Source organism: Pseudomonas sp. GW821-FHT02H09, assembly GCF_059421425.1.
Genome location: NZ_JBWKVA010000003.1, coordinates 100,164 through 123,411, shown reverse-complemented (window position 1 = coordinate 123,411; position 23,248 = coordinate 100,164). Strand labels below are relative to the sequence as shown.

Genomic DNA, 23,248 nt, shown 5'->3' with positions numbered 1-23,248 from the left:
TTTTCTCTTACAGGAGTTTCTCGATGAACCATTACCTTACTCCCGATCTGTGCGACGCCTACCCGGAACTGGTGCAGGTGCTCGAACCGATGTTCAGCAATTTTGGCGGTCGTGATTCCTTCGGCGGCGAAATCGTTACCATCAAGTGCTTCGAAGACAACTCGCTGGTCAAGGAGCAGGTCGAGCTCAAAGGGAATGGCAAGGTACTGGTGGTCGATGGCGGTGGTTCACTGCGCCGTGCGTTGTTGGGCGACATGCTGGCCGAGAAAGCCGCGAAAAACGGTTGGGAAGGGCTGGTCATCTATGGCTGTATCCGTGATGTCGACGTCATCGCGCAAACCGATCTGGGCGTACAGGCGCTCGCCAGTCACCCGATGAAGACCGACAAGCGTGGCATTGGCGATCTCAACGTTGCTGTGACCTTTGCCGGCGTGACGTTCCGTCCGGGCGAATACATCTATGCGGATAACAACGGCGTGATCATCTCGCCAAGTCCGCTGAAGATGCCTGAATAAAATATCGAGTCACAGAAGGGGTGAGGATGTTCGAGGAAGAAAACGCGCAGTGGGGGCTGGTTCATGCCCTGGTGCTGGATGGTAAAGGCGGTGCGCGTTCGATAGCCCGGACTGAACTGGATGACCTGCAACTGCAATCTCACGAAAGCCTCTGGCTGCACTGGGATCGCAGTCACCCGCAAACCCAGACCTGGCTGCGTAAATCCAGTGGTCTGAGTGAGTTCAGCTGCGATCTGTTGCTTGAAGAAAATACCCGACCACGCCTGCTGGCACTGCCGGACAGCGAACTGCTGCTGTTTTTGCGCGGGATTAACCTCAATCCTGGCGCTGAGCCGGAAGACATGGTTTCAGTGCGGATCTTCGCTTCCGCCCAGCGCGTCATTTCATTGCGCTTGCGGCCATTGCGAGCCACCGATGAGTTATTGGTGCAGCTCACCGAAGGCAAGGGGCCGAAAAGCGCCTCGGAACTGATCCTTTATCTGGCTCAGTACCTGACGAACAAGGTCCAGGATCTGGTCAGCGATCTCTCGGAAATTGTCGACAATGAAGAAGAAAAGCTGGATTCCGACGAACGGTATTCGCCGGAGCATGGATCCGTTTTGCAGATCCGTCGGCGGGCTGCCGGGCTGAAACGTTTCCTCGCTCCGCAGCGGGATATTTTCGGTCAGCTTACCCGGATCAAATTGCCGTGGTTCGTCAATGACGATGGCGACTACTGGAACGAATTGAACAACAGCCTGACGCGCTATCTGGAAGAGCTGGAATTGACCCGGGAGCGCGTGGGGCTTGTGCTGGATACCGATGAGCGACGTTTGAACGTGCGGATGAATCGCACGATGTACCGCTTCGGATTTATCACCTGGATCTTTCTGCCGATGAGTTTTCTGACCGGTTTGCTGGGGATAAATGTCGGTGGATTGCCCTTCTCGGGGAACCCATATGGCTTCCTCATTGCCTGCCTGATGATGGTTTCCGTGGCTCTGGGTCAATGGTGGTTGTTCCGGCGTTTACGTTGGGTCTGATGTTTGGGCATGTGACCCGAGGAATTTTGATCGCGTCTTTCACAGACATCTCGAGAGGTGCGTATGCACGATCCGTTCGAACAGTCTCTGCGTGACATGCTTAAAGCGACGCCGTCCACCCGTGACGACGCTGCTTGCCTGGGCCGTGTACTGAAAACCGCCAACCGTCAGGTGGGGGCGGGTGATCTGTTCAGTTTGCTGGGGCGTTGGTTGCCGGCGCTGATGATTGCCCTCAATAACGGCTCGGCCCACGTCTCGCCGGTTTCCCGTCGTAAACCTATTGCTCGCACTGCTGATAAGGCTGATTGAATATGGAACTTGATCTCTGGACTCAGAGCCTCGTCACTGCGATGACTGCGTTGTGGACCAAGGTAGCGAACTTCATTCCGAACCTGTTCGGCGCACTGGTTGTGTTGCTGTTGGGTTTTGTCGTGGCCAAGCTGCTCGACACCTTGCTCTCCAAATTGCTGGCCAAACTGGGCCTGGATCGCCTGATGGGCGGTACCGGTTTGACCAAGTTGCTGTCTCGCGCGGGCCTGCAGGTTCCGATCTCGACCTTGATCGGCAAGATCGTTTATTGGTTCATTTTGCTGATTTTTCTGGTTTCTGCTGCAGAATCACTCGGCCTTGAGCGGGTTTCGGCTACGCTCGACATGCTGGCGCTGTATGTGCCGAAAGTATTCGGTGCGGCGCTGGTGTTGCTGGTAGGGGTGTTGCTGGCGCAGCTGGCCAATGGGCTGGTACGTGGCGCGGCAGAAGGCGTAGGCCTGGATTACGCCGCCGGTCTTGGGCGTATTGCTCAGGGCCTGGTGATCATCATCAGTATTTCGGTCGCGATCAGCCAGTTGGAGGTCAAAACAGACCTGCTCAACCATGTGATCGTGATTGTACTGATAACCGTTGGTCTGGCGGTTGCCTTGGCCATGGGGTTGGGAAGCCGGGAAATTGCCGGGCAAATTCTTGCGGGAATTTATGTGCGTGAGTTGTATGAGGTTGGGCAACAAGTACGTGTTGGTGAGGTCGAAGGCCAGATCGAAGAGATCGGCACGGTTAAAACTACATTGCTGACCGATGAGGGTGAGCTAGTCTCTCTCTCCAATCGGATACTGCTGGAACAGCATGTTAGTAGCCGCTAACCCGGCAAACCCTGCTAATGTATGCCGCCGCAAAATGCCCGCTCACACGGGTTGCGGCGGACATTGACCTGACTGTCGGCACGACTCGTTTTGAATAAAACCCAATCGCTAACCATGCGCTACGACCCCCGAGAGCTCTCCGATGAGGAGTTGGTTGAGCGTTCGCACGGGGAGCTGTTTCACGTAACGCGCGCCTATGAAGAATTGATGCGGCGCTATCAGAGAACCCTATTTAACGTTTGTGCACGTTATTTAGGGAACGATCGTGATGCAGATGATGTCTGTCAGGAAGTGATGTTGAAGGTGTTGTACGGTTTGAAGAACTTCGAGGGCAAATCGAAGTTCAAGACATGGTTGTACAGCATCACATACAACGAGTGCATCACGCAGTATCGCAAGGAGCGGCGAAAGCGTCGCTTGATGGATGCCTTGAGTCTCGACCCCCTTGAGGAAGCATCTGAAGAGAAGATGCCGAAACCTGAGGATAAAGGTGGACTTGATCGCTGGTTGGTGTACGTGAACCCGATCGATCGGGAAATTCTGGTGCTACGATTTGTCGCAGAGCTGGAGTTTCAGGAGATCGCAGACATAATGCACATGGGTTTGAGCGCAACAAAAATGCGGTACAAGCGTGCTCTTGATAAATTGCGTGAGAAATTTGCAGGCATTGCTGAAACTTAGTTCGGCGCAAATATCTCTTACGTGCAGGCAAGTTCTGTTAGACTTGCCGCCGAGTTGTCCCCCGGTTTGCGGGACTGCTTTACAATCACCAGATGGGGATTTAACGGATGAAACTGAAAAACACCTTGGGCTTGGCCATTGGTTCTCTTATTGCCGCTACTTCGTTCGGCGCTCTGGCACAAGGCCAAGGCGCGGTCGAGGGTGAGGCTTTCTACAAGAAGCAGTACAACGACAGCATCAACGACGTTGAAGACGGTCGCCGTCCAGGCGTTTCGATCGGTTACTTCCTGACCGACGACGTTTCGGTCAACGCTACTTACGAGAAAGACGATTACACTCGTTCGAACAACAACACTGGCGGCCAGAAGATCAAAGGCGATCACTTCGGTCTGAAGGCCCAGTACCACTTCCTGCCAGTTGGCAGCCCAGTGCGCCCTTACGTTGAAGGCGGTGTTTCCCACGGCAGCATGACCAACGTCGCTGCTGATGGCCACACTGGTCGTGACAAGTCCACCTTCCTGACCACTGGCGCTGGCGCCAAGTGGTACATCACCGACAACCTGTACGCTCGTGCCGGCGTTGAAGCCGACTACAAGCTGGACAACGGTCGTTGGGACTACGCTCCTGTGATCGGTCTGGGTGTTAACTTCGGTGGCGGCTCCAAGCCTGCCCCGGCACCAGTTCCAGTTGCAGCTCCAGTAGCTGAGCCAGCTCCAGAAACTCCGGTTGCTGAAGTAGTTCGTGTTCAGCTGGACGTGAAGTTCGACTTCAACAAGGCTGTTGTCAAGCCAAACAGCTACGGCGACGTGAAGAACCTGGCTGACTTCATGAAGCAGTACCCGAACACCACCACCGTTGTTGAAGGTCACACTGACAACGTCGGTCCTGACGCTTACAACCAGAAACTGTCCCAGCGTCGTGCCGACGCTGTTAAACAAGTCCTGGTCAAGGATGGTGTTGACACTAACCGCGTTCACTCGGTTGGTTATGGCAAGTCCCGCCCAATTGCTGACAACGCAACTGAAGCTGGTCGTGCTATGAACCGTCGCGTAGAAGCGCAGGTTGAAGCTACCGCTAAGTAATTAGCTTTGTAGTTCGGAAAAGCCCGGCTTAGGCCGGGCTTTTCTTTGTCCTGGATTTGGTGTCGAGCGAAGATTTGCAATGGCATTGAAGATATCGGCGGCTTCAGCAACTCCTGCGCGAGAATGCGCTCAAGCGCGTTCCTGTAGGCGCTGCCGCAGGCTGCAATCTTTTGACGATTGTTCACGTGCTGCGACCGCGCCAATCACCAGAATGGCCGGGCTTTTCAGCTGGAAGACGAGGGCATCTTCCTGCATGGCTGTCAGATCGCTCCGGCATTCCCTTTGCTGGGGTAGCGAAGCGTTTTCGATCATCGCCACTGGTGTGTCAGCGGCAAGGCCGCCGGCCAGCAATTGATCGCGAATTTCGCTCAGCTTGGCGACGCCCATGTAAATCACCAACGTCGTGCCGCTTTGGGCCAGGGCCTGCCAGTTCAGGCTGCTATCGTCCTGAGTGTGGGCGGTCACCAGGGTCACGCCACGACTGATGCCACGCAGTGTCAACGGGATATCGCATTGCGTCGCACCGGCAAGACCTGCTGTGATGCCATTGACCATTTCGACTTCAACCCCATGGACTCTGAGCCACTGTGCCTCTTCACCGCCACGCCCGAAAATGCACGGATCGCCGCCCTTGAGCCGCACCACGCATTTACCCTGGCGGGCATAGCGCAGCATCAAGCGATGAATGAACTCTTGCGGCGTGGAGCGACAGCCCCCGCGTTTGCCCACCGGGATGATGCGAGCTGTCGGGCAGTGAACCAGAACGGCCTCGTTCACCAGATCATCGATCAGCACCACATCGGCTTCGCCCAGTGCCCGTACCGCTTTGAGGGTCAGCAATTCAGGATCGCCAGGACCTGCGCCTACCAGCCAGACTTTTGCGCTCATGTTCAATTCCTCACGAAGTGATTGCTATCGGTTGGGCAGTGACAGCCAACAGACGCTTGATTTCCGGTACGCAGGAGCCGCATTGAGTGCCGCAGCCCAGTTCTTGTTTCAAACCCTTCAAATCCAGACCGCGACTGATGCCGGCGCAGACCGCGCTTTCGCTGACGTTTTTGCAGTTGCATAAGGTTTTGCTACTGGAGGTGTGGCTAGCGTTGTTGCCTGGTGGGGCGCTCAATGGCGCCAGCAGCCAGCGACGCAATTGCTCGTCGGCGCGACCTTCGAGCCACAGGTTTTGTAACCAATGCCGGGCCAGGGTTTCACCGGCCAGGCGTATGGCCGTGATTCGCCCGTTCTCGATCCGGACCCGTTTACCGATGGAGCGCCGAGGGTCGTCATAGGCCAATACCGGCCCATCGTTGAGCCTCAACAGTTGATCAATGTCCCTGAGCAACTGCGGATCCGGCGCCTGAGCGCTGGCGGCACGAATCAACAGCGCCGGACGCTCGCGGCCGGCCAGACTGAGGCTGACGTAGGCAAAGCCCTCGCAGAGCGGTCTCAGGGCCTCGAAATGCTGCTGCACATCGCCTTCGATCAAGGCAAACAACTGCCAGGGCAACTGCACCGGCTCGATGCGTACGCCGCTGTGTTTGAGCTCCGGTTGTTTGGACAAGGGGTCGAACGCCGGTTGCGTGACGGCATTGATGCCACCCTTGAGGAAACGATCGCCCCAATGCATCGGCAAGAAGGCCTGGCCCGGGCGCACGCTGTCATCGCTACCCACTGCAACGATCACGTGACCGCGACGGCTTTTGAGGCTGACCAGATCACCGGATTGCAGCCGATGCCGATGCAGTTCATCGGGGTGCAGGCTCAAAACGGCTTCGCTGACATGCCCGAACAGTTGTGCGGCAGTGCCGGTGCGGCTCATACCGTGCCATTGATCGCGCAGACGCCCGGTGATCAGGGTCAACGGGAAGCGAGCGTCACGTTGCTCTTTGGCGGCGCGGTAGGGATCAGCAACGAAGTTCGCCCGACCGCTGGGTGTCGGGAATATGCCATCGCCGTACAAGCGCACCGTGCCGATTTGTGCCCCATGGGGGAAGGGCCACTGTTGTGGACCGATTTCGTCGAGCAGGGCATGGCTGATGCCGGACAGGTCGAGGTCGCGGTCGCGGGTCAGCTCTTTGTATTCATCGAATACCTGCGCCGGATTGTTGAAGGCGAACAGGCTTGGCTGTGCCGGGCGCAGGCGCTGCTCCAGGCGCTGAGCGAAGTCTACTGTGATCGCCCAGTCAGCCCGTGCTTCTCCCGGGGCGGCAATGGCGCGGCGAACGTGGGAAATACGCCGCTCCGAATTGGTCACCGTGCCTTCCTTCTCTCCCCAACTGGCGGCGGGCAACAACAGGTCGGCAAACGGCGCGGTTTCGGTGGTGCGAAAGGCTTCCTGCAGTACCACGAACGGACACGCGTTCAAGGCTTCGCGCACCGCATTCTGATCCGGAAGCGATTGCGCCGGGTTGGTGCAAGCGATCCACAGGGCTTTGATCTTGCCGCTCTGGAGGTGCTCGAACAGCTCGATGGCTGTCAGCCCGGCACTTTCGGGCAAGCGTTCGACACCCCAATAGGCGGCGACTTCTGCTCGGTGTTCCGGGTTGATGGCCTCGCGGTGGCCCGGCAACAGGTTCGACAGGCTGCCGGTCTCGCGACCGCCCATGGCGTTGGGCTGACCCGTCAGGGAGAACGGTCCGGCACCCGGCCGACCGATTTGCCCGGTGGCCAGGTGCAGGTTGATCAGCGCGCTGTTTTTTGCGCTGCCGGCCGTGGACTGGTTGAGCCCCATGCACCACAGTGACAGGAAGCTCGGTGAGGTGCCGATCCACTCCGCGCATTGCTGCAGTTGCTCGACACTGATCCCGCACAGTTGGGCAACCATTTGCGGGGTGTAATCGCGCACCAGGTTTTTCAGTTCAGCCAGGCCTTCGGTGTGGGCTTTGATGAAGTCACGGTCGACCCAGTCTTCCCACAGCAGCAGATGCAGAATCCCATGAAACAGCGCGACATCAGTGCCTGGCAGAATCGCCATATGCATGTCCGCGAGATCGCAGGTATCGGTGCGCCGAGGGTCGATGACGATGACTTTCATCTGAGGTCGGCGGCTTTTGGCTTCTTCCAGTCGACGAAACAGTACCGGGTGGGCGTAGGCCATGTTACTGCCGACGATCATCACGCAGTCGCTCAGCTCAAGGTCTTCATAGCTGCACGGTGGGGCGTCGGCACCGAGGCTGCGTTTGTAGCCGACCACCGCCGAGGACATGCACAGCCGTGAATTGCTGTCGATATTGTTGGTGCCGACCAGTGCTCGTGCCAGCTTGTTGAAGGCGTAGTAGTCCTCGGTCAGCAGTTGCCCGGAGATGTAAAATGCAACGCTGTCCGGGCCGTGTTCGGTGATGGTGTCGGCAAACACATTGGCCGCGTGATCCAGTGCGGTATCCCAATCGGTGCGGCTGCGGGCCAGGCTTTTGCCCAGCCGCAGTTCCGGGTACAGCGCCCGTGCCGCGAGGTCGCCAGTCAGGTGCAGACTGGCTCCTTTGCTGCACAGTTTGCCGAAGTTGGCCGGGTGTGTCGGGTCGCCGCTGACGCCGAGAATGTGCTCGCCGTCATGCTCGATCAGCACACCGCAACCGACCCCGCAATAACAGCAGGTCGAGGCGGTCGTCTGGCGGTTCATCAGCTCGCATCCCGTAGTGCCAGCATGACCCGGCCATTCTCCACGCGCGCCAGATGGTGGTGCGCGCAGCCAATGTCCGGGGCCTGGGCTTCGCCGGTTTCGAGGTCGATCTGCCAGTTGTGCAGCGGGCAGGCGACCCGTTTGCCATAGATCAACCCTTGAGAGAGAGGACCACCCTTGTGCGGACAGCGGTCGTCGAGGGCGAAGACTTCATCATCACTGGTACGAAAGATCGCGATATCGCCTTTTGGGCCGTTGATGATGCGTGAACCCAGGGCGTTGATTTCTTCCAGTGCGCAGATATCCAGCCAGTTCATGCCGGCACCTCCAGTTGTTTCACGGCGATGGTGTCGAACTCCTTCTTCAGCAGCGGTTGCTCCAGACGCTCCTTCCAGGGGTCCTGCTCGAACGACAGGGAGAATTGCAGGCGATCATTGAGTGCCTTGCGCCGTTGCGGGTCTTCCAGCACAGCCTTCTTGATGTGCTCCATGCCGACCCGTTGCAGGTAGTGCACGGTGCGCTCCAGGTAGAAGGCTTCTTCGCGGTAAAGCTGCAGGAAAGCGCCGTTGTACTCGCGCACTTCTTCGGCGGTTTTCAGTTTGACGAAGAACTCCGCGACCTCGGTTTTAATCCCGCCGTTACCGCCGATGTACATCTCCCAGCCCGAATCCACGCCGATGATGCCGACGTCTTTGATCCCGGCTTCCGAGCAGTTGCGCGGGCAACCGGAGACCGCCAGTTTGACCTTGTGCGGTGACCACATGTTGAACAGGTCATGCTCCAGCTCGATGCCCAGTTGGGTGGAGTTTTGCGTGCCGAAGCGGCAGAACTCGCTGCCGACACAGGTCTTCACGGTGCGGATGGATTTGCCGTAGGCGTGGCCGGATGGCATATCGAGGTCTTTCCAGACGCCCGGCAAGTCTTGCTTCTTGATCCCCAGCAAGTCGATGCGCTGTCCGCCAGTGACCTTGACCATTGGTACGTTGTACTTGTCCGCCACATCCGCGATGCGCCGTAACTCGGCAGGGTTGGTCACGCCGCCCCACATCCGTGGCACCACTGAATAGGTGCCGTCTTTCTGGATGTTGGCGTGGGCCCGCTCGTTGATCAGGCGCGACTGCGGATCGTCCCTGGCTTCGCCTGGCCAGGTGGAAATCAGGTAGTAGTTCAGCGCCGGACGGCAGGTGGCGCAGCCGTTCGGGGTGCGCCAGTTCAGGTAGCTCATGGTGCCAGCGATAGTCAGTAAGTGCTGTTCGCGGATGGCCTGACGGATCTGCCCGTGGTTGAGATCGCTACAGCCGCAGATGGCTTTTTCGCTTTTCGGTTTGACGTCGGCCGCGCCACCGACGGTATTGATCAGGATCTGCTCTACCAACCCGGCGCAGGAACCGCAGGAGCTGGCAGCCTTGGTGTGCTTCTTGACCTCATCGACGCTGAACAGACCGTGTTCCTGAATCGCTTTGACGATGGTGCCTTTGCACACGCCGTTGCAACCGCAGACTTCCGCGGTGTCAGCCATGCTCATGGCTTTGTCCTGACCCTGGTGGCCGACGTCGCCGAGGGCGTTTTCGCCGAACATCAGGTGGTCGCGGATTTCGCTGATGCCATGGTTCTCGCGGATCTGCCGGAAATACCAGCCGCCGTCGGCAGTGTCGCCATACAGGCAGGCACCGACCAGCACGTCATCCTTGATCACCAGTTTCTTGTAGACACCGCCGATGGGGTCGGAAAGGGTGATGGTTTCGGTACCTTCGCCGCCCATGAAATCACCGGCGGAGAACAGGTCGATGCCGGTGACTTTCAACTTGGTCGAGGTGACCGAACCTTGATAGCGGGCGAACCCCAGTTGCGCGAGGTGGTTGGCGCAGACTTTCGCCTGCTCGAACAACGGCGCGACCAGGCCGTAGGCAATGCCCCGGTGGCTGGCGCATTCGCCGATGGCATAGATACGCGGGTCGTAGGTTTGTAGCGTGTCGTTGACCAGGATCCCGCGATTGCAGGGAATGCCGGATTTTTCCGCGAGTTCGGTGTTCGGCCGAATACCGGCGGCCATTACCACCAGGTCGGCAGGAATCACGTCACCGTTCTTGAACTGCACCGAGCCGACCCGACCGTTGCCGGCGTCGTGCAAGGCCTGGGTCTGTTCGCACAGACGAAAGTTCAGACCACGGCTTTCCAGGGCGCTTTGCAGCAGCTCGCCACTGGTTTTGTCCAATTGCCGCTCCAGCAGCCATTCGCCGATGTGCACCACGGTCACGTGCATGCCGCGCAGCATCAGGCCGTTGGCGGCTTCAAGGCCCAGCAGGCCGCCGCCGATGACCACCGCGTGTTTGTGGGTCTTGGCGGTGTCGATCATGGCCTGGGTGTCGGCGATGTCGCGGTAGCCGATCACGCCCTGCAAGGTATTGCCAGGAATCGGCAGAATGAACGGCGTCGAGCCAGTGGCGATCAGCAGGCGGTCGTATTCGGCTTCGGTGCCGTCCTCGGCGATCACCCGGCGTTTGACCCGGTCGATCTGCACCACTTTGCGGTTGAGCAGCAACTTGATGTTGTTTTCCAGGTACCAACTCAAATCGTTGAGCACGATCTCTTCGAACGTCTGCTCACCGGCGAGCACTGGCGACAGCAGAATGCGGTTGTAGTTGGTATGGGGTTCGGCGCCGAAGACCGTGATGTCGTACAGCTCGTTACTCAGCTTGAGCAGCTCTTCCAGGGTGCGAACCCCGGCCATGCCGTTGCCGATCATCACCAGTTTGAGTTTTTTCATAAAAATCTCCGGGGAGCTCAGGCCTGCCTCATCAGGGCGGTCGGGCTGGCTCGACAAATTTTGCGCAAACAAAAAAAGGCGTCCCGCTAGTTACCTAGCGAGGACGCCTTTGTCCTGATCCCGTTCTCTCGGGAAGCGCAACCTTCATCGTTGAAGGCTGGGCTTTATGTCTGTTGCAGGAGCTAATGCAGCGGTTGTGCCAAGTTTTGGGAAGAGGCGGGTTTGTTGGGGTTTGAGGGTGGCCTTAGCCATTGCGACGCGGCTTTTTGCACCGAATCAAAGCGCGTTGCTCACTTATGGAGCACGCAGATGTAGGAGCAGCCGGTCGACGCTCGATTGCTCGCGATGGACGTTAACGATAACGCGTGTTTTCTGAATAAACGCGCCGCCCTTGAGTCCATCGCGAGCAGGCTCGCTCCTACAGGGATTGCGCAGGCTTTGAGATATCAGCCGTGAAACACCCAATACAGCAGCACCAGATTGATCAGCAACGACACCAGCGCCAAGGTCCGCCAAACCTTCAGCGGCTCTCGCTCCAGCAGCGGCCTAGGCCGAACGTTCAAGCTGCGGCGTTCGCCCTGTTCCAATAGCAGCAACCATTCCTCCGCTGTTTCAAAGCGTTGAGCAGGATTGACTGAAACCGAGCGCTCCAGGCTTTGCTCCAGCCAGTCCGGCAGGTCCGGCCGATAGCGGTTGGCGCTGACTGGCATCCCGAAGCGCGGTCGTTGAAAGGCTTCTATTTCCCCATAGGGATATTGGCCCGTCAGCAGGAAATACAGAGTCACGCCCACCGCATACAGATCCTGTTGCGCCGTGGGTGCGTCGCCATTGAAGGCTTCCGGGGCGATGTAACTTGGCGTTCCCGGAAGCAGGTGTGCCTGGTCCTCCGAGAGGCCAGGGCAATAGGCCAAACCAAAATCCAGCAGGCGCAATTCGCCGTCTTCACCCAGCAGCAGGTTTTCCGGTTTGATATCCCGGTGCAGGATCTGCCGCCGATGCAGCATGCCCACCGCCCGCAGCAGGCGCTCGGCCAGTTCCTGCCATTGAGCCAATGGCAGCGGGCCGTTTTGTGCGAACAGTTCGGCCAGGGTCGCGCCTGGGTACTCGCGCATCACGTAATACAAATGCTGACGCTGACTGGCGGCATGCACTTCGGGGAAGTGTCGACCGGCGACCCGCCGCAGAAACCACTCTTCAGACAGCAGGCCTTGCCCGGCCTGGTTATCGTCATGCAAGTGGGCTGGCAAGGTTTTCAGCAGCCAGGGTTGCTGCTGGGCGTCGCGAACGCGATAGAGCAGGGACTGCTGGCTCTGCCCGAGCAGTGTCTCGACTTGCCAGCCTTCGAACGACTGACCTGGTTTCAAGGGGGGCGGTAACGGCCATTGCTGTAAATGGATCAGCGCATCACCGATGGTCGCCTCACCAAGGGCGTCGACCCGCACCAGTAACGCGCTGGCATTATCCTGACTGCCTGCCAGATGCGCGGCGTTGACCAGCGTCTGCGCGGCGCTGTCGAGGTCGGGCTGGTCACGCAGGATCGAGGTGATCGCCGTGTCACCAAGAACCGCCCAGATGCCGTCGCTGAGCAGCACGAAGCTCTCGCCCTGACGCAGTTCACCGTCGAGAAAGTCCAGCACCAGATGTTGATCCAGACCCAATGCACGCTTGAGTACATGCTGCATGCCCGGTTGTTCCCAGACATGATCATCCGTGATGCGCTGCAACCCCTCGGCGTACCAGCGATAGACCCGGCAATCGCCGACATGGGCCAGGGTAAAGCGCCGGCCACGCAGCACCAGTGCGCTGACGGTGGTGAGCAATGGCTGCCCGCCACCGTTGGCTTGCAGCCAGCGATTCTGCGCCAGCAGCAACCGATCGAGGGCTTGCGCCACGCCCCAGGTTTCCGGTGTGGCGTAGTAGTCCAGCGCCAATGCCTGCAAGGTCGAACGAGCGGCGAGGCCACCGTCGGCGCACTGGCTGACGCCGTCTGCGATGGCGAACAGATTGCCCTTGCTGGCCGCCAGCGCCGGGGTCGGTGTGACCAGACGCAAGGCGTCCTGATTTTCATCGCGTGGGCCGATGGCGCTGGCTTGGGCGAAGCTCAGTTGCAGGCTCATTGATGTGTCAGACCCTTGCCGCGGTCACGGCTGCCGAACCCCAAGTGGTTCTCCAACGGCGTTTGACCCCGTGCAGACCGAACCAGGCCAACACACCGAGGCTGGCGAATAACCATAGCGCAAGCTGATAGCTGCCGGTGCTCTGCTTGATCGCCCCCATGCCTGCGGCGAGGGCAAAGCCGCCAATGCCGCCAGCCATGCCGATCAGGCCGGTCATCACGCCGATCTCCCGGCGAAAACGCTGCGGTACCAATTGGAAGACCGCGCCATTACCGGCACCAAGACCAAGCATGGTGCAGACGAACAGGGCGAGGGCGGCGTAGGAGCTCGGCAGATTGAAACCCACCACAGTCATGCAGATTGCCGCCACGGTGTACATGCCGAGCAAGGTGCGAATGCCACCGAAGCGATCCGCCAGGGCGCCACCCAACGGGCGCATCAGGCTGCCACCGAATACGCAGGCGGCGGTGTAGTAGCCAGCGGTGACCGGACTCAGGCCGTACTGGTCGTTGAAGTAGCCGGGCAGCGCGCTGGCCAGACCGATAAAGCCACCGAAGGTCACGCAGTAGAAAAACATGAACCACCAGCTATCGCGGTCGCCCAGAGCCTTGAAGTAGTCAGCCATGGATTTTGTTTTTGGCCGCTCCGGGGCATTTTTCGCCAGCCAGGCAAAGACGATCAGGGTCAGGGCCAAGGGGATCAGCGCAAAACCGAACACATTGCTCCAGCCAAACGCCGCCGCCAGCATCGGGGCGATCAACGCCGCGAACACCGTACCGGAGTTGCCCGCACCGGCAATGCCCATGGCCTTGCCTTGATGCTGCGGTGGATACCACTGGGAGGCCAGAGGCAGAGCGACGGCGAACGAGGCGCCGGCCATACCGAGAAACAGGCCAAGCACCAGTGCCTGTTCGTAGCTGTGAATGCCCAGCTTCCAGGCGCCGAACAGCGCGCAGATCACGATGACCTGGCCGATCAGCCCGGCGGTTTTCGGTGACAGGCGATCCGCCAGCAAGCCCATCACAAAGCGCAGAAACGCACCGGCCAGAATCGGCGTGGCGACCACCAGCCCGCGTTGCTGGGTAGTCAGTTGCAGGTCGGCAGCGATTTGCACCGCCAAAGGGCCGAGCAGGTACCAGACCATGAAGCTCAGGTCAAAATAGAGGAAGGCCGAGAACAATGTCGGGGTATGGCCGGATTTCCAGAAGCTTGAATTCATCGCGCACCTCAGCTGTGAAGAGTCTCGAAAGGAGTCATGAGCTTTCAGGTGGGGGCCCATAACGGCCGCACCACCGGCCCCGGGCTGTGGGGCCAAAAACGAAAAAACGCCGCAACCCGATTCGCTGCGTGGGCGAGTAGGGTGTGCGACGTCTTTGTCGTAGGTGGGGCAACCGCCGTTGGTTACCTGTATGGATTACCTAGCAAGAGCCGCGCCAGGATCAAGATGATCGTTCCCACGCTCTGCGTGGGGGCGATCCTGTCAGCCCAGCAACTCGCTCATGGCGATGATCTGCTCAGCCACCTGAATCAGCTTCTGTTGGCGGCTCATGGCCTGGCGGCGCATCAGGGTGTAGGCCTCTTCTTCCTTGCAGTCCTTCATCTTCATCAGTAAGCCCTTGGCCAGTTCGATGCGCTTGCGCTCGGCCAGTTGCTGGTCGCGGGCCAGTAGCTGCGCGCGCAAGGCCTGGTCGCTTTCAAAGCGGGCCATGGCCACGTCGAGGATCGGTTGCAGGCGCGAGGCGAGGATACCTTCGACGATGTAGGCACTGACCCCGGACTTGATCGCCTGACGCATCACGTCCGGGTCATGTTCATCGGTAAACATCACGATTGGCCGTGGCTGGTCGCGGCTGACCAGTACCACTTGTTCCATCACATCGCGGCTCGGTGACTCGGTATCGATCAAAATCACATCCGGGCGCACCGTTTCGACGCGCGCCGGCAGGTCGATGGTCAGGCCGGATTCATCGATAACTTCAAACCCGGCCTCGGTCAGGGCGGCTTTGAGCCGTCCGACTTTTTTTGCAGTGTCGTTGATCAGCAGGATACGCAACATGTTCGCAGGCTCCTGTCAGCGGCTGGCAAGAAGGGCGGAGGGGGCGTTCATGGCGTGCAGGGTGAAGCTGCGGGCATAACCGGCCGGGTCCGAACCGTCCCAGATCTTGCCGTCGATCAATTGGCTGCTGCGCATTGCCTCGCCAGAGTGGCTCACGCCTACTGCGGTGGCCGCCTCGCGGTACAGGTCCAGTTGCTGAACCTGGCGAGCGACGCCGAGGTAATCCGGGTCGTCCCGCAACAAGCCCCAGCGGCGGAATTGGGTCATGAACCACATGCCATCTGTAAAGTATGGCAGGTTGACCTCGCCCGCGCCGTGGAAGCGCAGTGCATGGGGGTCTTGCCAGCGATTGCCGAGGCCATCGGCATAGTCGCCGAGCAAGCGTGGCTGGATGCAGTCTACGGGCGTGTCCAGATATTCTCGACCGCTCAACAGTTGCGCGGTGCTTTGACGGTTCTCGGTGCTCTGTTCGATAAAGCGACTGGCTTCGAGGATCGCCATGACCAGTGCGCGGGCGGTGTTGGGGTACTGTTCGACAAATGCGCGGGTGCAGCCCAGCACTTTCTCCGGGTGATCGGGCCAGATGGTTTGGCTGGTGGCCATGGTGAACCCCAGATCCTGCTTCACTGCACTGGCGCTCCATGGCTCGCCGACACAAAAGCCGTCGATGCGCCCGGCCTGCAAATGCGCGACCATTTGCGGCGGCGGCACCACCACGCTGTCGACATCCTGCAGCGGATGGATGCCTTGGCTGGCGAGCCAGTAATAGAGCCACATGGCGTGGGTGCCGGTGGGGAACGTCTGGGCGAAGGTCAGCTTTGCGCGACTTTGGTGCACGTGCAGGTGAAGCGCTTCAGGACTGGTCACGCCAAGGGCTTGCAGGCCGTGGGACAGATTGATGCTTTGACCGTTCTGGTTCAGACCCATGAGCACCGCCATGTCGCTGGCCGCGATGCCGCCGATGCCCAGGTGCACGGCGTAGATCAAGCCATACAGGCTGTGAGCGGCATCCAGCTCGCCGCTGACCAGTTTGTCCCGCAGGTTGGCCCAGGATGGCTGGCGCTTGAGGTTCAAGGTCAGCCCATAGGGCTGGGCGAAGCCCTGGGTGGCGGCGACCACCACCGAGGCACAATCGCTCAGGGCCATGAAGCCCAGATTGATCGCACTCTTTTCCGGGGCATCGCTGCCATTGACCCAGGCCAGTGGATTGGCTGGAAACTCATTCATCAGGTGTGCACCTTCCATAAAAAAGCGTCGTACCCAGGTCCCTTGCCAAAGCAAAGCCGGGTGACGACGCCGTTGTCCTTCGACTCATCCCGCTGTTGGCATGAGAGCTGATGCAATCGATGGTGCAAGGCATATGCCACTCTCCATTGATTTCATCGCGTGCCTCGCTTGCGGCACCGTTGCCCGGCTATAATCGCCGCCTCATTTCGCCGCCAACCGAGTCAAGCCCGCCCATGTATACCCTGGCCCGCCAGCTATTGTTCAAACTCTCCCCGGAAACCTCCCACGATCTGTCCCTGGACCTGATCGGTGCGGGCGGGCGTTTGGGTCTCAATGGCTTGCTGTGCAAGGCGCCTTTGCAACTGCCGGTGAATGTCATGGGGCTGGATTTCCCCAATCCGGTCGGTCTGGCAGCGGGCCTGGACAAGAATGGCGCGGCCATTGACGGTTTTGCCCAGCTGGGCTTCGGCTTTGTCGAGATCGGCACCATCACCCCACGTCCACAACCGGGTAATCCGAAACCACGGATTTTCCGTTTGCCGCAAGCTGAGGCGATCATCAACCGTATGGGGTTCAACAACCTCGGCGTCGATTACTTGCTGGCACGGGTGGCAGCGGCCAGGTACAAAGGCATTCTGGGTATCAATATCGGCAAGAATTTCGACACACCGGTCGAGCGTGCGGTCGATGATTACCTGATCTGTCTGGACAAGGTGTACGCCCATGCCAGCTATGTAACGGTCAACGTCAGCTCACCGAACACTCCAGGCCTGCGCAGCCTGCAATTCGGCGATTCGCTCAAGCAGTTGCTCGAAGCGCTGCGTCAACGCCAGGAAGACCTGACGCAGCGTCACGGCAAGCGTGTACCACTGGCGATCAAGATAGCCCCGGACATGACCGATGAAGAAACCGTACAGGTCGCGCAAGCATTGATCGAGACGGGGATGGATGCGGTGATCGCTACCAACACCACCCTCAGCCGCGTCGGCGTCGAAGGCATGGAGCATGGCAACGAGGCAGGCGGTCTGTCGGGCGCGCCAGTTCGCGACAAGAGCACCCACACCGTCAAGGTGCTGGCCGGCGAATTGGCCGGTCGCTTGCCGATCATCGCTGTGGGCGGTATCACCGAAGGCCAGCACGCGGCTGAGAAAATCGCCGCTGGCGCGAGCCTGGTGCAGTTGTATTCGGGCTTTATCTACAAGGGCCCGGCGTTGATTCGCCAGTCGGTGGATGCGATCGCGGCATTGCGGTAAGGGCGGTCCATTGTGGCGAGGGGCAAGTCCCCCGGCCACAAAGGTGATTTTTTCAGGCATAAAAAAGGGCTCCGTGAAGGAGCCCCTGGGCCGAAGCCCGCCGTCCGGATGGGACGTGCGTGGTTAAGTCGTTGCGTAATCAGGTGTTGGTGTCGGAATGTGTGCCCTGTTCAGCCGACGGCGTGAAGTTCGTTGAGTCTGTGGATCCCCGCAGTGCCAGTCATACCGTCCCAGTTGTCGCCGCGTCCTTCTCGCCAGCCATTGATCCACGCTTGGCGTACTGACGGTAGAGTAAATGGGCAAAGCTCACGGGATTTGCCACCAACGCCATATTGATATCCGCGTAAAAATGCTCTTTCCAACGGATCACGCTTAAGTCTTCTCATAGGGTGTTTCCCTCAATGTTGACTGTGTAATGTCCTGTCGGCCTCAATCGAGGCCGGGCAGAAAGTCTCTGCCGTTGGTGGCTCGCTGCCGGCGTCGCGAGCCAAGGTGTTGACGTCATTGCGGCGTCAACCTGTATTGAGTTCTAACCAATGCGTCACATCGAGGGAATGATCGTTTTGTCATAAGGACGTAACGATAATGATGTTAAGGCGATAAGCTGGACGGGTTTCGCGACCTGTTTTTTGAGCAAAGCCCGCTATGATCAGCCTCCTGCCAGATTCGGAGGTTAATTCACTCGCGAAAATGTCGGCCTGTTGCAGTCGGGTATTTTTCGACGAAGGGTCGAGAAATGACATTTTGTTGCAACGAATTTTTTATCTGCCCTTGCATCTAAGCTCATTTAACCTCTTGGTTGGCTGAGCAGCCGGGGTGGGACGGCACACCTTCGTGCCACGCGAGCGCTCTTCGAGAAAAGCGCTTGATTGAAAACCGGGCGGGCAATGCGTTGCCCGTTCACTCATTGCTTAAAGGCCCTGGAACTCCCCATGTCGGATCGTTACGAACTCTTCCTCACTTGCCCTAAAGGTCTCGAAGGCCTGCTTATCGAGGAAGCCGTCGGGCTTGGCCTTGAGGAAGCGCGCGAGCACACCTCCGCCGTGCGCGGCATGGCCAGCATGGAGACGGCTTATCGCCTGTGTCTGTGGTCGCGTCTGGCCAACCGGGTGTTGCTGGTCCTCAAGCGCTTCCCGATGAAGGACGCTGAAGACCTCTACCACGGTGTGCTGGATGTCGAGTGGCAGGACCATATGCTCAACGATGGCACCCTGGCCGTGGAGTTCAGCGGTCACGGTTCAGGCATCGACAACACTCACTTCGGCGCCTTGAAGGTCAAGGATGCGATTGTCGACAAGCTGCGCACTGCGTCGGGCGAGCGTCCATCCATCGACAAGATCAACCCGGACCTGCGCATTCACCTGCGTCTGGACCGTGGCGAAGCGATTCTGTCTCTCGATCTGTCTGGCCATAGCCTCCACCAGCGCGGTTACCGTCTGCAGCAAGGTGCGGCACCGCTGAAGGAAAACCTCGCGGCAGCGATTCTGATTCGTGCCGGTTGGCCGCGCATTGCTGCCGACGGCGGCGCGCTGGCTGACCCGATGTGCGGTGTGGGCACCTTCCTGGTGGAAGCTGCAATGATCGCCGCGGACATGGCACCGAACCTGCGACGCGAGCAGTGGGGCTTCACCGCCTGGCTCGGCCATGTGCCGGCGCTGTGGAAAAAGCTCCATGAAGAAGCCAAGGCACGTGCCGCTGCCGGTCTGGCCAAGCCACCGCTGTGGATTCGCGGTTACGAAGCCGACCCACGACTGATTCAACCGGGCCGCAACAACATCGAACGTGCTGGCCTGAGCGACTGGATCAAGGTGTACCAGGGTGAAGTCGCGACCTTCGAGCCGCGTCCGGACCAGAACCAGAAAGGCCTGGTGATCTGCAACCCTCCGTATGGCGAGCGTCTGGGTGATGAGGCGAGCCTGCTCTATCTCTACCAGAATCTCGGCGAACGTCTGCGTCAGGCCTGCCTGAACTGGGAAGCCGCGGTGTTTACCGGCGCGCCGGATCTGGGCAAACGCATGGGCATCCGCAGCCACAAACAGTATTCGTTCTGGAACGGCGCCTTGCCGTGCAAATTGCTGCTGATCAAGGTACTGCCGGATCAGTTCGTCACCGGTGAGCGTCGTACCCCGGAACAGCGTCAGGCCGAACGTGAACAGGCGGCCTACGATCAGTCGCCGACCGAGCCGCAAGAGCGTCAGTACAATAAGAACGGCAATCCGATCAAGCCGACGCCTGCACCGGCTCCAGTAGTTGAACAGGCACGTCTGAGCGAAGGCGGGCAGATGTTTGCCAACCGCCTGCAAAAGAATCTCAAGGCCATGGGCAAGTGGGTCAAGCGCGAAGGTATCGACTGCTACCGCGTCTACGATGCCGATATGCCGGAGTACTCGATGGCCATCGACCTGTATCACGACTGGGTCCATGTTCAGGAATACGCGGCACCGAAGTCGATCGATCCGGAAAAAGCCTCGGCGCGTATGTTCGATGCCCTGGCGGCCATTCCGCAGGCGCTGAACATCGACAAGAGCCGCGTGATCGTCAAGCGTCGCGAGCGCCAGAGCGGCACCAAGCAGTACGAGCGCCAAAGCGCCCAAGGCAAGTTCACCGAGGTCAGCGAAGGCGGCGTGAAGTTGCTGGTCAACCTGACCGACTACCTCGACACCGGGCTGTTCCTGGATCACCGGCCGATGCGCCTGCGGATTCAGAAAGAGGCCGCCGGCAAGCGCTTCCTCAACCTGTATTGCTACACCGCGACGGCCAGCGTGCACGCAGCCAAGGGCGGCGCGCGCAGCACGACCAGCGTCGACTTGTCGAAAACCTATCTGGACTGGGCGCGACGCAACCTGTCGCTCAACGGCTTCTCCGACAAGAACCGTCTGGAGCAGGGCGACGTAATGGCCTGGCTGGATACCTGCCGCGATGAGTTCGATCTGATCTTCATCGACCCGCCGACTTTCTCCAACTCCAAGCGCATGGAAGGGATCTTCGACGTGCAGCGCGATCAGGTGCAATTGATCGATCTGGCAATGGCGCGTCTTGCCCCAGGCGGTGTGTTGTATTTCTCCAACAACTTCCGCAAGTTCCAGCTTGAGGAAAACCTCACAACGCGTTACGCCGTTGAGGAAATCACCGCACAAACTATCGACCCGGATTTTGCGCGTAACGGAAAAATCCACCGTGCCTGGAAAATTACCGCCCGCTAAATAGTGATTGGATCCATAGAGCCTTGATTTTTAAAGGCTCTTGGCTCTTTTTACGCTGGTCAAATTAGTGGCAAATAGCTATAACTCAGTCAAAGCCCATGTGACGCCCAAGCTCGCTGGCGTTTTGAGTTCTGCTTATGTCGTTGCATGCCGTACGCCCGAAAATTCTCGGATTCATCAGCGAAGATGTTTCGGCCTGGCTGGTCGCGATACTGGTATTGCTCGCCGGAGGCATTCTGACGGGATTGCTGGCCTGGGCGACGTTCAATCTGTATCAGCAACAATTGCGTCAGCGCTTTCAGTTGCTGGTCAGCGAGCGTTACAGCCGAATTGAGGAGCGTTTCGAAGACCAGGAGCAGCGCCTCGACAGTCTGCGGCGATTTTTTACTTACTCCGATTCGGTAACCCGCCAGGAATTTGATGGCTACGCCAAGCCATTGTTACTCCGAACTCAAGCCTACTCTTGGGCGCCGCGAGTCATTGGCGTCGAACGCTCGTTGTTCGAGCGCAACGTGCGAGCGCAGGGGCTGGCGGGCTTTTCCATTCGTGAATTGAATGCTGCGGGTCAATTGCAACTGGCTGCCGAGCGCGATGAGTACGTGCCGGTGTTGTTCAGCCAGACGCAAAGTGTTCTCGGTGTACCGTTGGGCTATGACTTGCTGGCCCAGCCTTTGCGTCGCTCGACCCTGGAGCGCGCACGCAACCACGGATCTCTGGCGGTCTCGCAACCGATGGACCTGGTCGGGATCGAGCCGGCCTATGCTCGCGGCGTCTTGTTAGTCGCACCGGTCAGCATGCACTCATCCAGCGCAAGCCCGACGCCTGAACCCTATGGCTACGTCATGGCAGTGATCAGCATCCGTCAGTTGGTGGCTGACGGTTTGCCTGAGGCGAGTCATGACAACCTGGCGATACACATTCTCGACCTGTCCACCGGGAATAAGCACGAAACGCTCTATGAATCGGATAATCGGCCAGTGCAAAGTGAGTTATTGGCGTCTCGTACGCTGCGCTTTGCGGATCACGATTATCAGGTGGATATCCGGCCCAGCGCGGCATTTATGCGGGCCAATCATTTTTCGGTCATCAGCCTGGCGGTGCCCGGCGGTTTGCTCAGCGTCCTGCTCAGCGCCTTGCTTTATGTCCTGGTCAGCCAGCGACAGCGGGCCTTGGCGCTGGTCGAACAACGCACCCGTGAATTGCGCCTGCGCGAGCAGGAACTGCGCGGTGCCCATGGGCAGCTGCGCAGTGTGTTGAATGCGGCGACGCAGGTGGCGATTATCGCGACGGATTTGCGCGGCGTGATCAGCACCTTCAATGCCGGCGCCGAGCAAATGCTCGGTTATCGAAGTGTCGATGTGCTGGAACGCATGACACTGGAAAGCCTGCACCTGGCCACTGAGTTGCAGGCGCGAGCGGAGCAACTGAGTCGGCGTTATGGCAAACCGATCCCGATATGCCAGGCGATGCTCGTCGAGGGTGGCGAAGAGGGTGGGCATGAGGCTCGCGAGTGGACGCTGGTGCGTGAGGATGGCACCCGTCTGACGGTCAATATGCTGGTGGCGCCGGTGTTCGATGAGTTGGGCCTCTGGATCGGGCATCTGGCGATTTGCATCGATATTACTGAGCGTAAGCGGGTGCACGAAGCACTGGCGGCGCGCGATAGTCTGCTGAAGAAGCTCAGCGCACATGTGCCGGGCGGGATTTACCAATTCAAGATGGCGGCTGACGGCAAGTTCAGCGTCATCTATGTCAGTGACGGCATTCGTGACATTTACGAGATTGAGCCGGATGTGCTGCAAACAAACGCGGAGGCAATCTTCGAGCGAATCTATCCGCAAGACTCGACCAGAGTCCGCGCCTCGATTCGCTCCTCTGCCCAGAAGCTTAGCCCGTGGCGTGAGGAGTACCGTGTGCAGCTGCCCCAGCGTGGGCTGCGCTGGGTGCGTGGTGAGGCGACGCCGGAAGAGTTACCCGGTGGCGGGGTGCTTTGGCACGGCTATGTCTCGGATATCTCTGATATGAAGCGGGTTGAGGAGGAACTGCGCGCGCTTTCGGTTACCGACTCCCTGACCGGGATTCACAATCGGCGTTATTTCCAGGAGCGCCTTAAAACCGAAATGGCCCGGGTTGCGCGCGGTGTCGGAGAACTGGCGGTCATCATGCTTGATATCGACCATTTCAAGCGTATCAATGATCAGCACGGTCATGCGGTGGGTGATCGGGTGCTGCAAGGCGTCTGTCAGCGCATCGGCCAGCGGCTGCGGCGTACCGATGTGTTCTGTCGTTTAGGCGGCGAGGAGTTCATGGTGCTGTGTCCGGACACTGATGCGCGGCAGGCTTATACCCTTGCGGTAGAGCTTTGGCAGGGGCTGCGCAGTTTACCGATCGATGGGGTAGGTTCAGTGACAGCGAGCTTCGGGATTGCCAGTTGGCGGTCAGGTGAGGGAGCTGATGCGTTGCTGCTGCGGGCCGACTCGGGTGTGTATGCGGCCAAGCAGGCGGGGCGGGATCGGGTTGAGACGGAGTTGGTTTAAGGTCTGATGCGCTGATCATTCCCACGCTCCCGCGTG

The 23,248-nt window shown here is 59.2% G+C and carries 18 protein-coding genes; 9 read left to right on the top strand and 9 right to left on the bottom strand.

The window, feature by feature from the left end; translation table 11 throughout:
• Positions 1 to 23 precede the first annotated feature (23 nt).
• The 6 genes from rraA to AC07VR_RS05040 all read left to right on the top strand — a co-directional run bounded on the left by rraA (position 24) and on the right by AC07VR_RS05040 (position 4,436).
• Positions 24 to 515: a ribonuclease E activity regulator RraA gene (gene rraA, locus AC07VR_RS05065; protein ID WP_262112211.1), complete on the top strand. Its 492-nt coding sequence runs from the start codon at positions 24 to 26 to the stop codon at positions 513 to 515.
• Positions 516 to 541: 26 nt separating this feature from the next.
• Positions 542 to 1,537, top strand: coding sequence for a zinc transporter ZntB (locus tag AC07VR_RS05060; RefSeq protein ID WP_495010615.1), 996 nt, complete (start codon positions 542 to 544; stop codon positions 1,535 to 1,537).
• Between the two features lie 63 nt (positions 1,538 to 1,600).
• Positions 1,601 to 1,846 (top strand): CrfX protein, encoded by a 246-nt coding sequence (locus AC07VR_RS05055; RefSeq protein WP_494992390.1) that lies wholly within the window; start codon positions 1,601 to 1,603, stop codon positions 1,844 to 1,846.
• Positions 1,847 to 1,848: 2 nt separating this feature from the next.
• Entirely contained in the window at positions 1,849 to 2,673 is an 825-nt protein-coding gene (locus tag AC07VR_RS05050; RefSeq protein WP_494992389.1) for a mechanosensitive ion channel family protein, read from the top strand.
• A gap of 90 nt (positions 2,674 to 2,763) precedes the next feature.
• The gene (sigX, locus tag AC07VR_RS05045) at positions 2,764 to 3,354 is read left to right on the top strand and encodes an RNA polymerase sigma factor SigX (RefSeq protein ID WP_494992388.1); all 591 of its coding nucleotides are present in this window, start codon (positions 2,764 to 2,766) and stop codon (positions 3,352 to 3,354) included.
• Between the two features lie 107 nt (positions 3,355 to 3,461).
• Entirely contained in the window at positions 3,462 to 4,436 is a 975-nt protein-coding gene (locus tag AC07VR_RS05040; RefSeq protein WP_494992387.1) for an OmpA family protein, read from the top strand.
• Positions 4,437 to 4,565: 129 nt separating this feature from the next.
• Here the strand turns inward: AC07VR_RS05040 and cobA are convergent, their stop codons facing one another.
• The 8 genes from cobA to AC07VR_RS05000 all read right to left on the bottom strand — a co-directional run bounded on the left by cobA (position 4,566) and on the right by AC07VR_RS05000 (position 16,219).
• Complete coding sequence (gene cobA, locus AC07VR_RS05035) at positions 4,566 to 5,324, bottom strand: uroporphyrinogen-III C-methyltransferase (protein ID WP_494992386.1); 759 nt, start codon at positions 5,322 to 5,324, stop codon at positions 4,566 to 4,568.
• Between the two features lie 10 nt (positions 5,325 to 5,334).
• Positions 5,335 to 8,052: a nitrate reductase gene (locus AC07VR_RS05030; protein WP_495010614.1), complete on the bottom strand. Its 2,718-nt coding sequence runs from the start codon at positions 8,050 to 8,052 to the stop codon at positions 5,335 to 5,337.
• Complete coding sequence (gene nirD, locus AC07VR_RS05025; RefSeq protein ID WP_494992384.1) at positions 8,052 to 8,369, bottom strand: nitrite reductase small subunit NirD; 318 nt, start codon at positions 8,367 to 8,369, stop codon at positions 8,052 to 8,054. Before nirD ends, AC07VR_RS05030 begins: the two co-directional genes overlap by 1 nt.
• Entirely contained in the window at positions 8,366 to 10,819 is a 2,454-nt protein-coding gene (nirB, locus tag AC07VR_RS05020) for a nitrite reductase large subunit NirB (protein WP_494992383.1), read from the bottom strand. Before nirB ends, nirD begins: the two co-directional genes overlap by 4 nt.
• 446 nt (positions 10,820 to 11,265) lie before the next feature.
• Positions 11,266 to 12,936 (bottom strand): bifunctional protein-serine/threonine kinase/phosphatase, encoded by a 1,671-nt coding sequence (locus tag AC07VR_RS05015; RefSeq protein ID WP_494992382.1) that lies wholly within the window; start codon positions 12,934 to 12,936, stop codon positions 11,266 to 11,268.
• 7 nt (positions 12,937 to 12,943) lie between these two features.
• Positions 12,944 to 14,155, bottom strand: coding sequence for a nitrate/nitrite transporter (locus AC07VR_RS05010; protein WP_494992381.1), 1,212 nt, complete (start codon positions 14,153 to 14,155; stop codon positions 12,944 to 12,946).
• Positions 14,156 to 14,416: 261 nt separating this feature from the next.
• Complete coding sequence (locus AC07VR_RS05005; protein ID WP_494992380.1) at positions 14,417 to 14,992, bottom strand: ANTAR domain-containing response regulator; 576 nt, start codon at positions 14,990 to 14,992, stop codon at positions 14,417 to 14,419.
• 15 nt (positions 14,993 to 15,007) lie between these two features.
• On the bottom strand, positions 15,008 to 16,219 hold the full coding sequence (locus tag AC07VR_RS05000) for a CmpA/NrtA family ABC transporter substrate-binding protein (RefSeq protein ID WP_495010613.1): 1,212 nt from the start codon (positions 16,217 to 16,219) through the stop codon (positions 15,008 to 15,010).
• Positions 16,220 to 16,452: 233 nt separating this feature from the next.
• Between AC07VR_RS05000 and AC07VR_RS04995 the strand changes: the two genes are divergently transcribed.
• Positions 16,453 to 17,472 (top strand): quinone-dependent dihydroorotate dehydrogenase, encoded by a 1,020-nt coding sequence (locus AC07VR_RS04995; protein WP_494992378.1) that lies wholly within the window; start codon positions 16,453 to 16,455, stop codon positions 17,470 to 17,472.
• Positions 17,473 to 17,642: 170 nt separating this feature from the next.
• On the opposite strand, the gene rmf is transcribed toward AC07VR_RS04995, so the two are convergent.
• Entirely contained in the window at positions 17,643 to 17,858 is a 216-nt protein-coding gene (gene rmf / locus AC07VR_RS04990) for a ribosome modulation factor (RefSeq protein WP_003223300.1), read from the bottom strand.
• A 546-nt stretch (positions 17,859 to 18,404) separates the two neighbouring features.
• Between rmf and rlmKL the strand changes: the two genes are divergently transcribed.
• Positions 18,405 to 20,675, top strand: coding sequence for a bifunctional 23S rRNA (guanine(2069)-N(7))-methyltransferase RlmK/23S rRNA (guanine(2445)-N(2))-methyltransferase RlmL (rlmKL, locus tag AC07VR_RS04985; RefSeq protein ID WP_495010612.1), 2,271 nt, complete (start codon positions 18,405 to 18,407; stop codon positions 20,673 to 20,675).
• Positions 20,676 to 20,812: 137 nt separating this feature from the next.
• Positions 20,813 to 23,212, top strand: a complete 2,400-nt coding sequence (locus AC07VR_RS04980; RefSeq protein WP_495010611.1) for a sensor domain-containing diguanylate cyclase — start codon at positions 20,813 to 20,815, stop codon at positions 23,210 to 23,212.
• Positions 23,213 to 23,248 lie beyond the last annotated feature (36 nt).

What these genes read in the sequence shown, in the direction of transcription:
- rraA (WP_262112211.1), top strand. Translation starts at nt 24, where the DNA reads ATGAACCATTACCTTACTCCCGATCTGTGCGACGCCTACCCGGAACTG.
- AC07VR_RS05060 (WP_495010615.1), top strand. Translation starts at nt 542, where the DNA reads ATGTTCGAGGAAGAAAACGCGCAGTGGGGGCTGGTTCATGCCCTGGTG.
- AC07VR_RS05055 (WP_494992390.1), top strand. Translation starts at nt 1,601, where the DNA reads ATGCACGATCCGTTCGAACAGTCTCTGCGTGACATGCTTAAAGCGACG.
- AC07VR_RS05050 (WP_494992389.1), top strand. Translation starts at nt 1,849, where the DNA reads ATGGAACTTGATCTCTGGACTCAGAGCCTCGTCACTGCGATGACTGCG.
- AC07VR_RS05040 (WP_494992387.1), top strand. Translation starts at nt 3,462, where the DNA reads ATGAAACTGAAAAACACCTTGGGCTTGGCCATTGGTTCTCTTATTGCC.
- cobA (WP_494992386.1), bottom strand. Translation starts at nt 5,324, where the DNA reads ATGAGCGCAAAAGTCTGGCTGGTAGGCGCAGGTCCTGGCGATCCTGAA.
- AC07VR_RS05030 (WP_495010614.1), bottom strand. Translation starts at nt 8,052, where the DNA reads ATGAACCGCCAGACGACCGCCTCGACCTGCTGTTATTGCGGGGTCGGT.
- nirD (WP_494992384.1), bottom strand. Translation starts at nt 8,369, where the DNA reads ATGAACTGGCTGGATATCTGCGCACTGGAAGAAATCAACGCCCTGGGT.
- nirB (WP_494992383.1), bottom strand. Translation starts at nt 10,819, where the DNA reads ATGAAAAAACTCAAACTGGTGATGATCGGCAACGGCATGGCCGGGGTT.
- AC07VR_RS05015 (WP_494992382.1), bottom strand. Translation starts at nt 12,936, where the DNA reads ATGAGCCTGCAACTGAGCTTCGCCCAAGCCAGCGCCATCGGCCCACGC.
- AC07VR_RS05010 (WP_494992381.1), bottom strand. Translation starts at nt 14,155, where the DNA reads ATGAATTCAAGCTTCTGGAAATCCGGCCATACCCCGACATTGTTCTCG.
- AC07VR_RS05005 (WP_494992380.1), bottom strand. Translation starts at nt 14,992, where the DNA reads ATGTTGCGTATCCTGCTGATCAACGACACTGCAAAAAAAGTCGGACGG.
- AC07VR_RS05000 (WP_495010613.1), bottom strand. Translation starts at nt 16,219, where the DNA reads ATGAATGAGTTTCCAGCCAATCCACTGGCCTGGGTCAATGGCAGCGAT.
- AC07VR_RS04995 (WP_494992378.1), top strand. Translation starts at nt 16,453, where the DNA reads ATGTATACCCTGGCCCGCCAGCTATTGTTCAAACTCTCCCCGGAAACC.
- rmf (WP_003223300.1), bottom strand. Translation starts at nt 17,858, where the DNA reads ATGAGAAGACTTAAGCGTGATCCGTTGGAAAGAGCATTTTTACGCGGA.
- rlmKL (WP_495010612.1), top strand. Translation starts at nt 18,405, where the DNA reads ATGTCGGATCGTTACGAACTCTTCCTCACTTGCCCTAAAGGTCTCGAA.
- AC07VR_RS04980 (WP_495010611.1), top strand. Translation starts at nt 20,813, where the DNA reads ATGTCGTTGCATGCCGTACGCCCGAAAATTCTCGGATTCATCAGCGAA.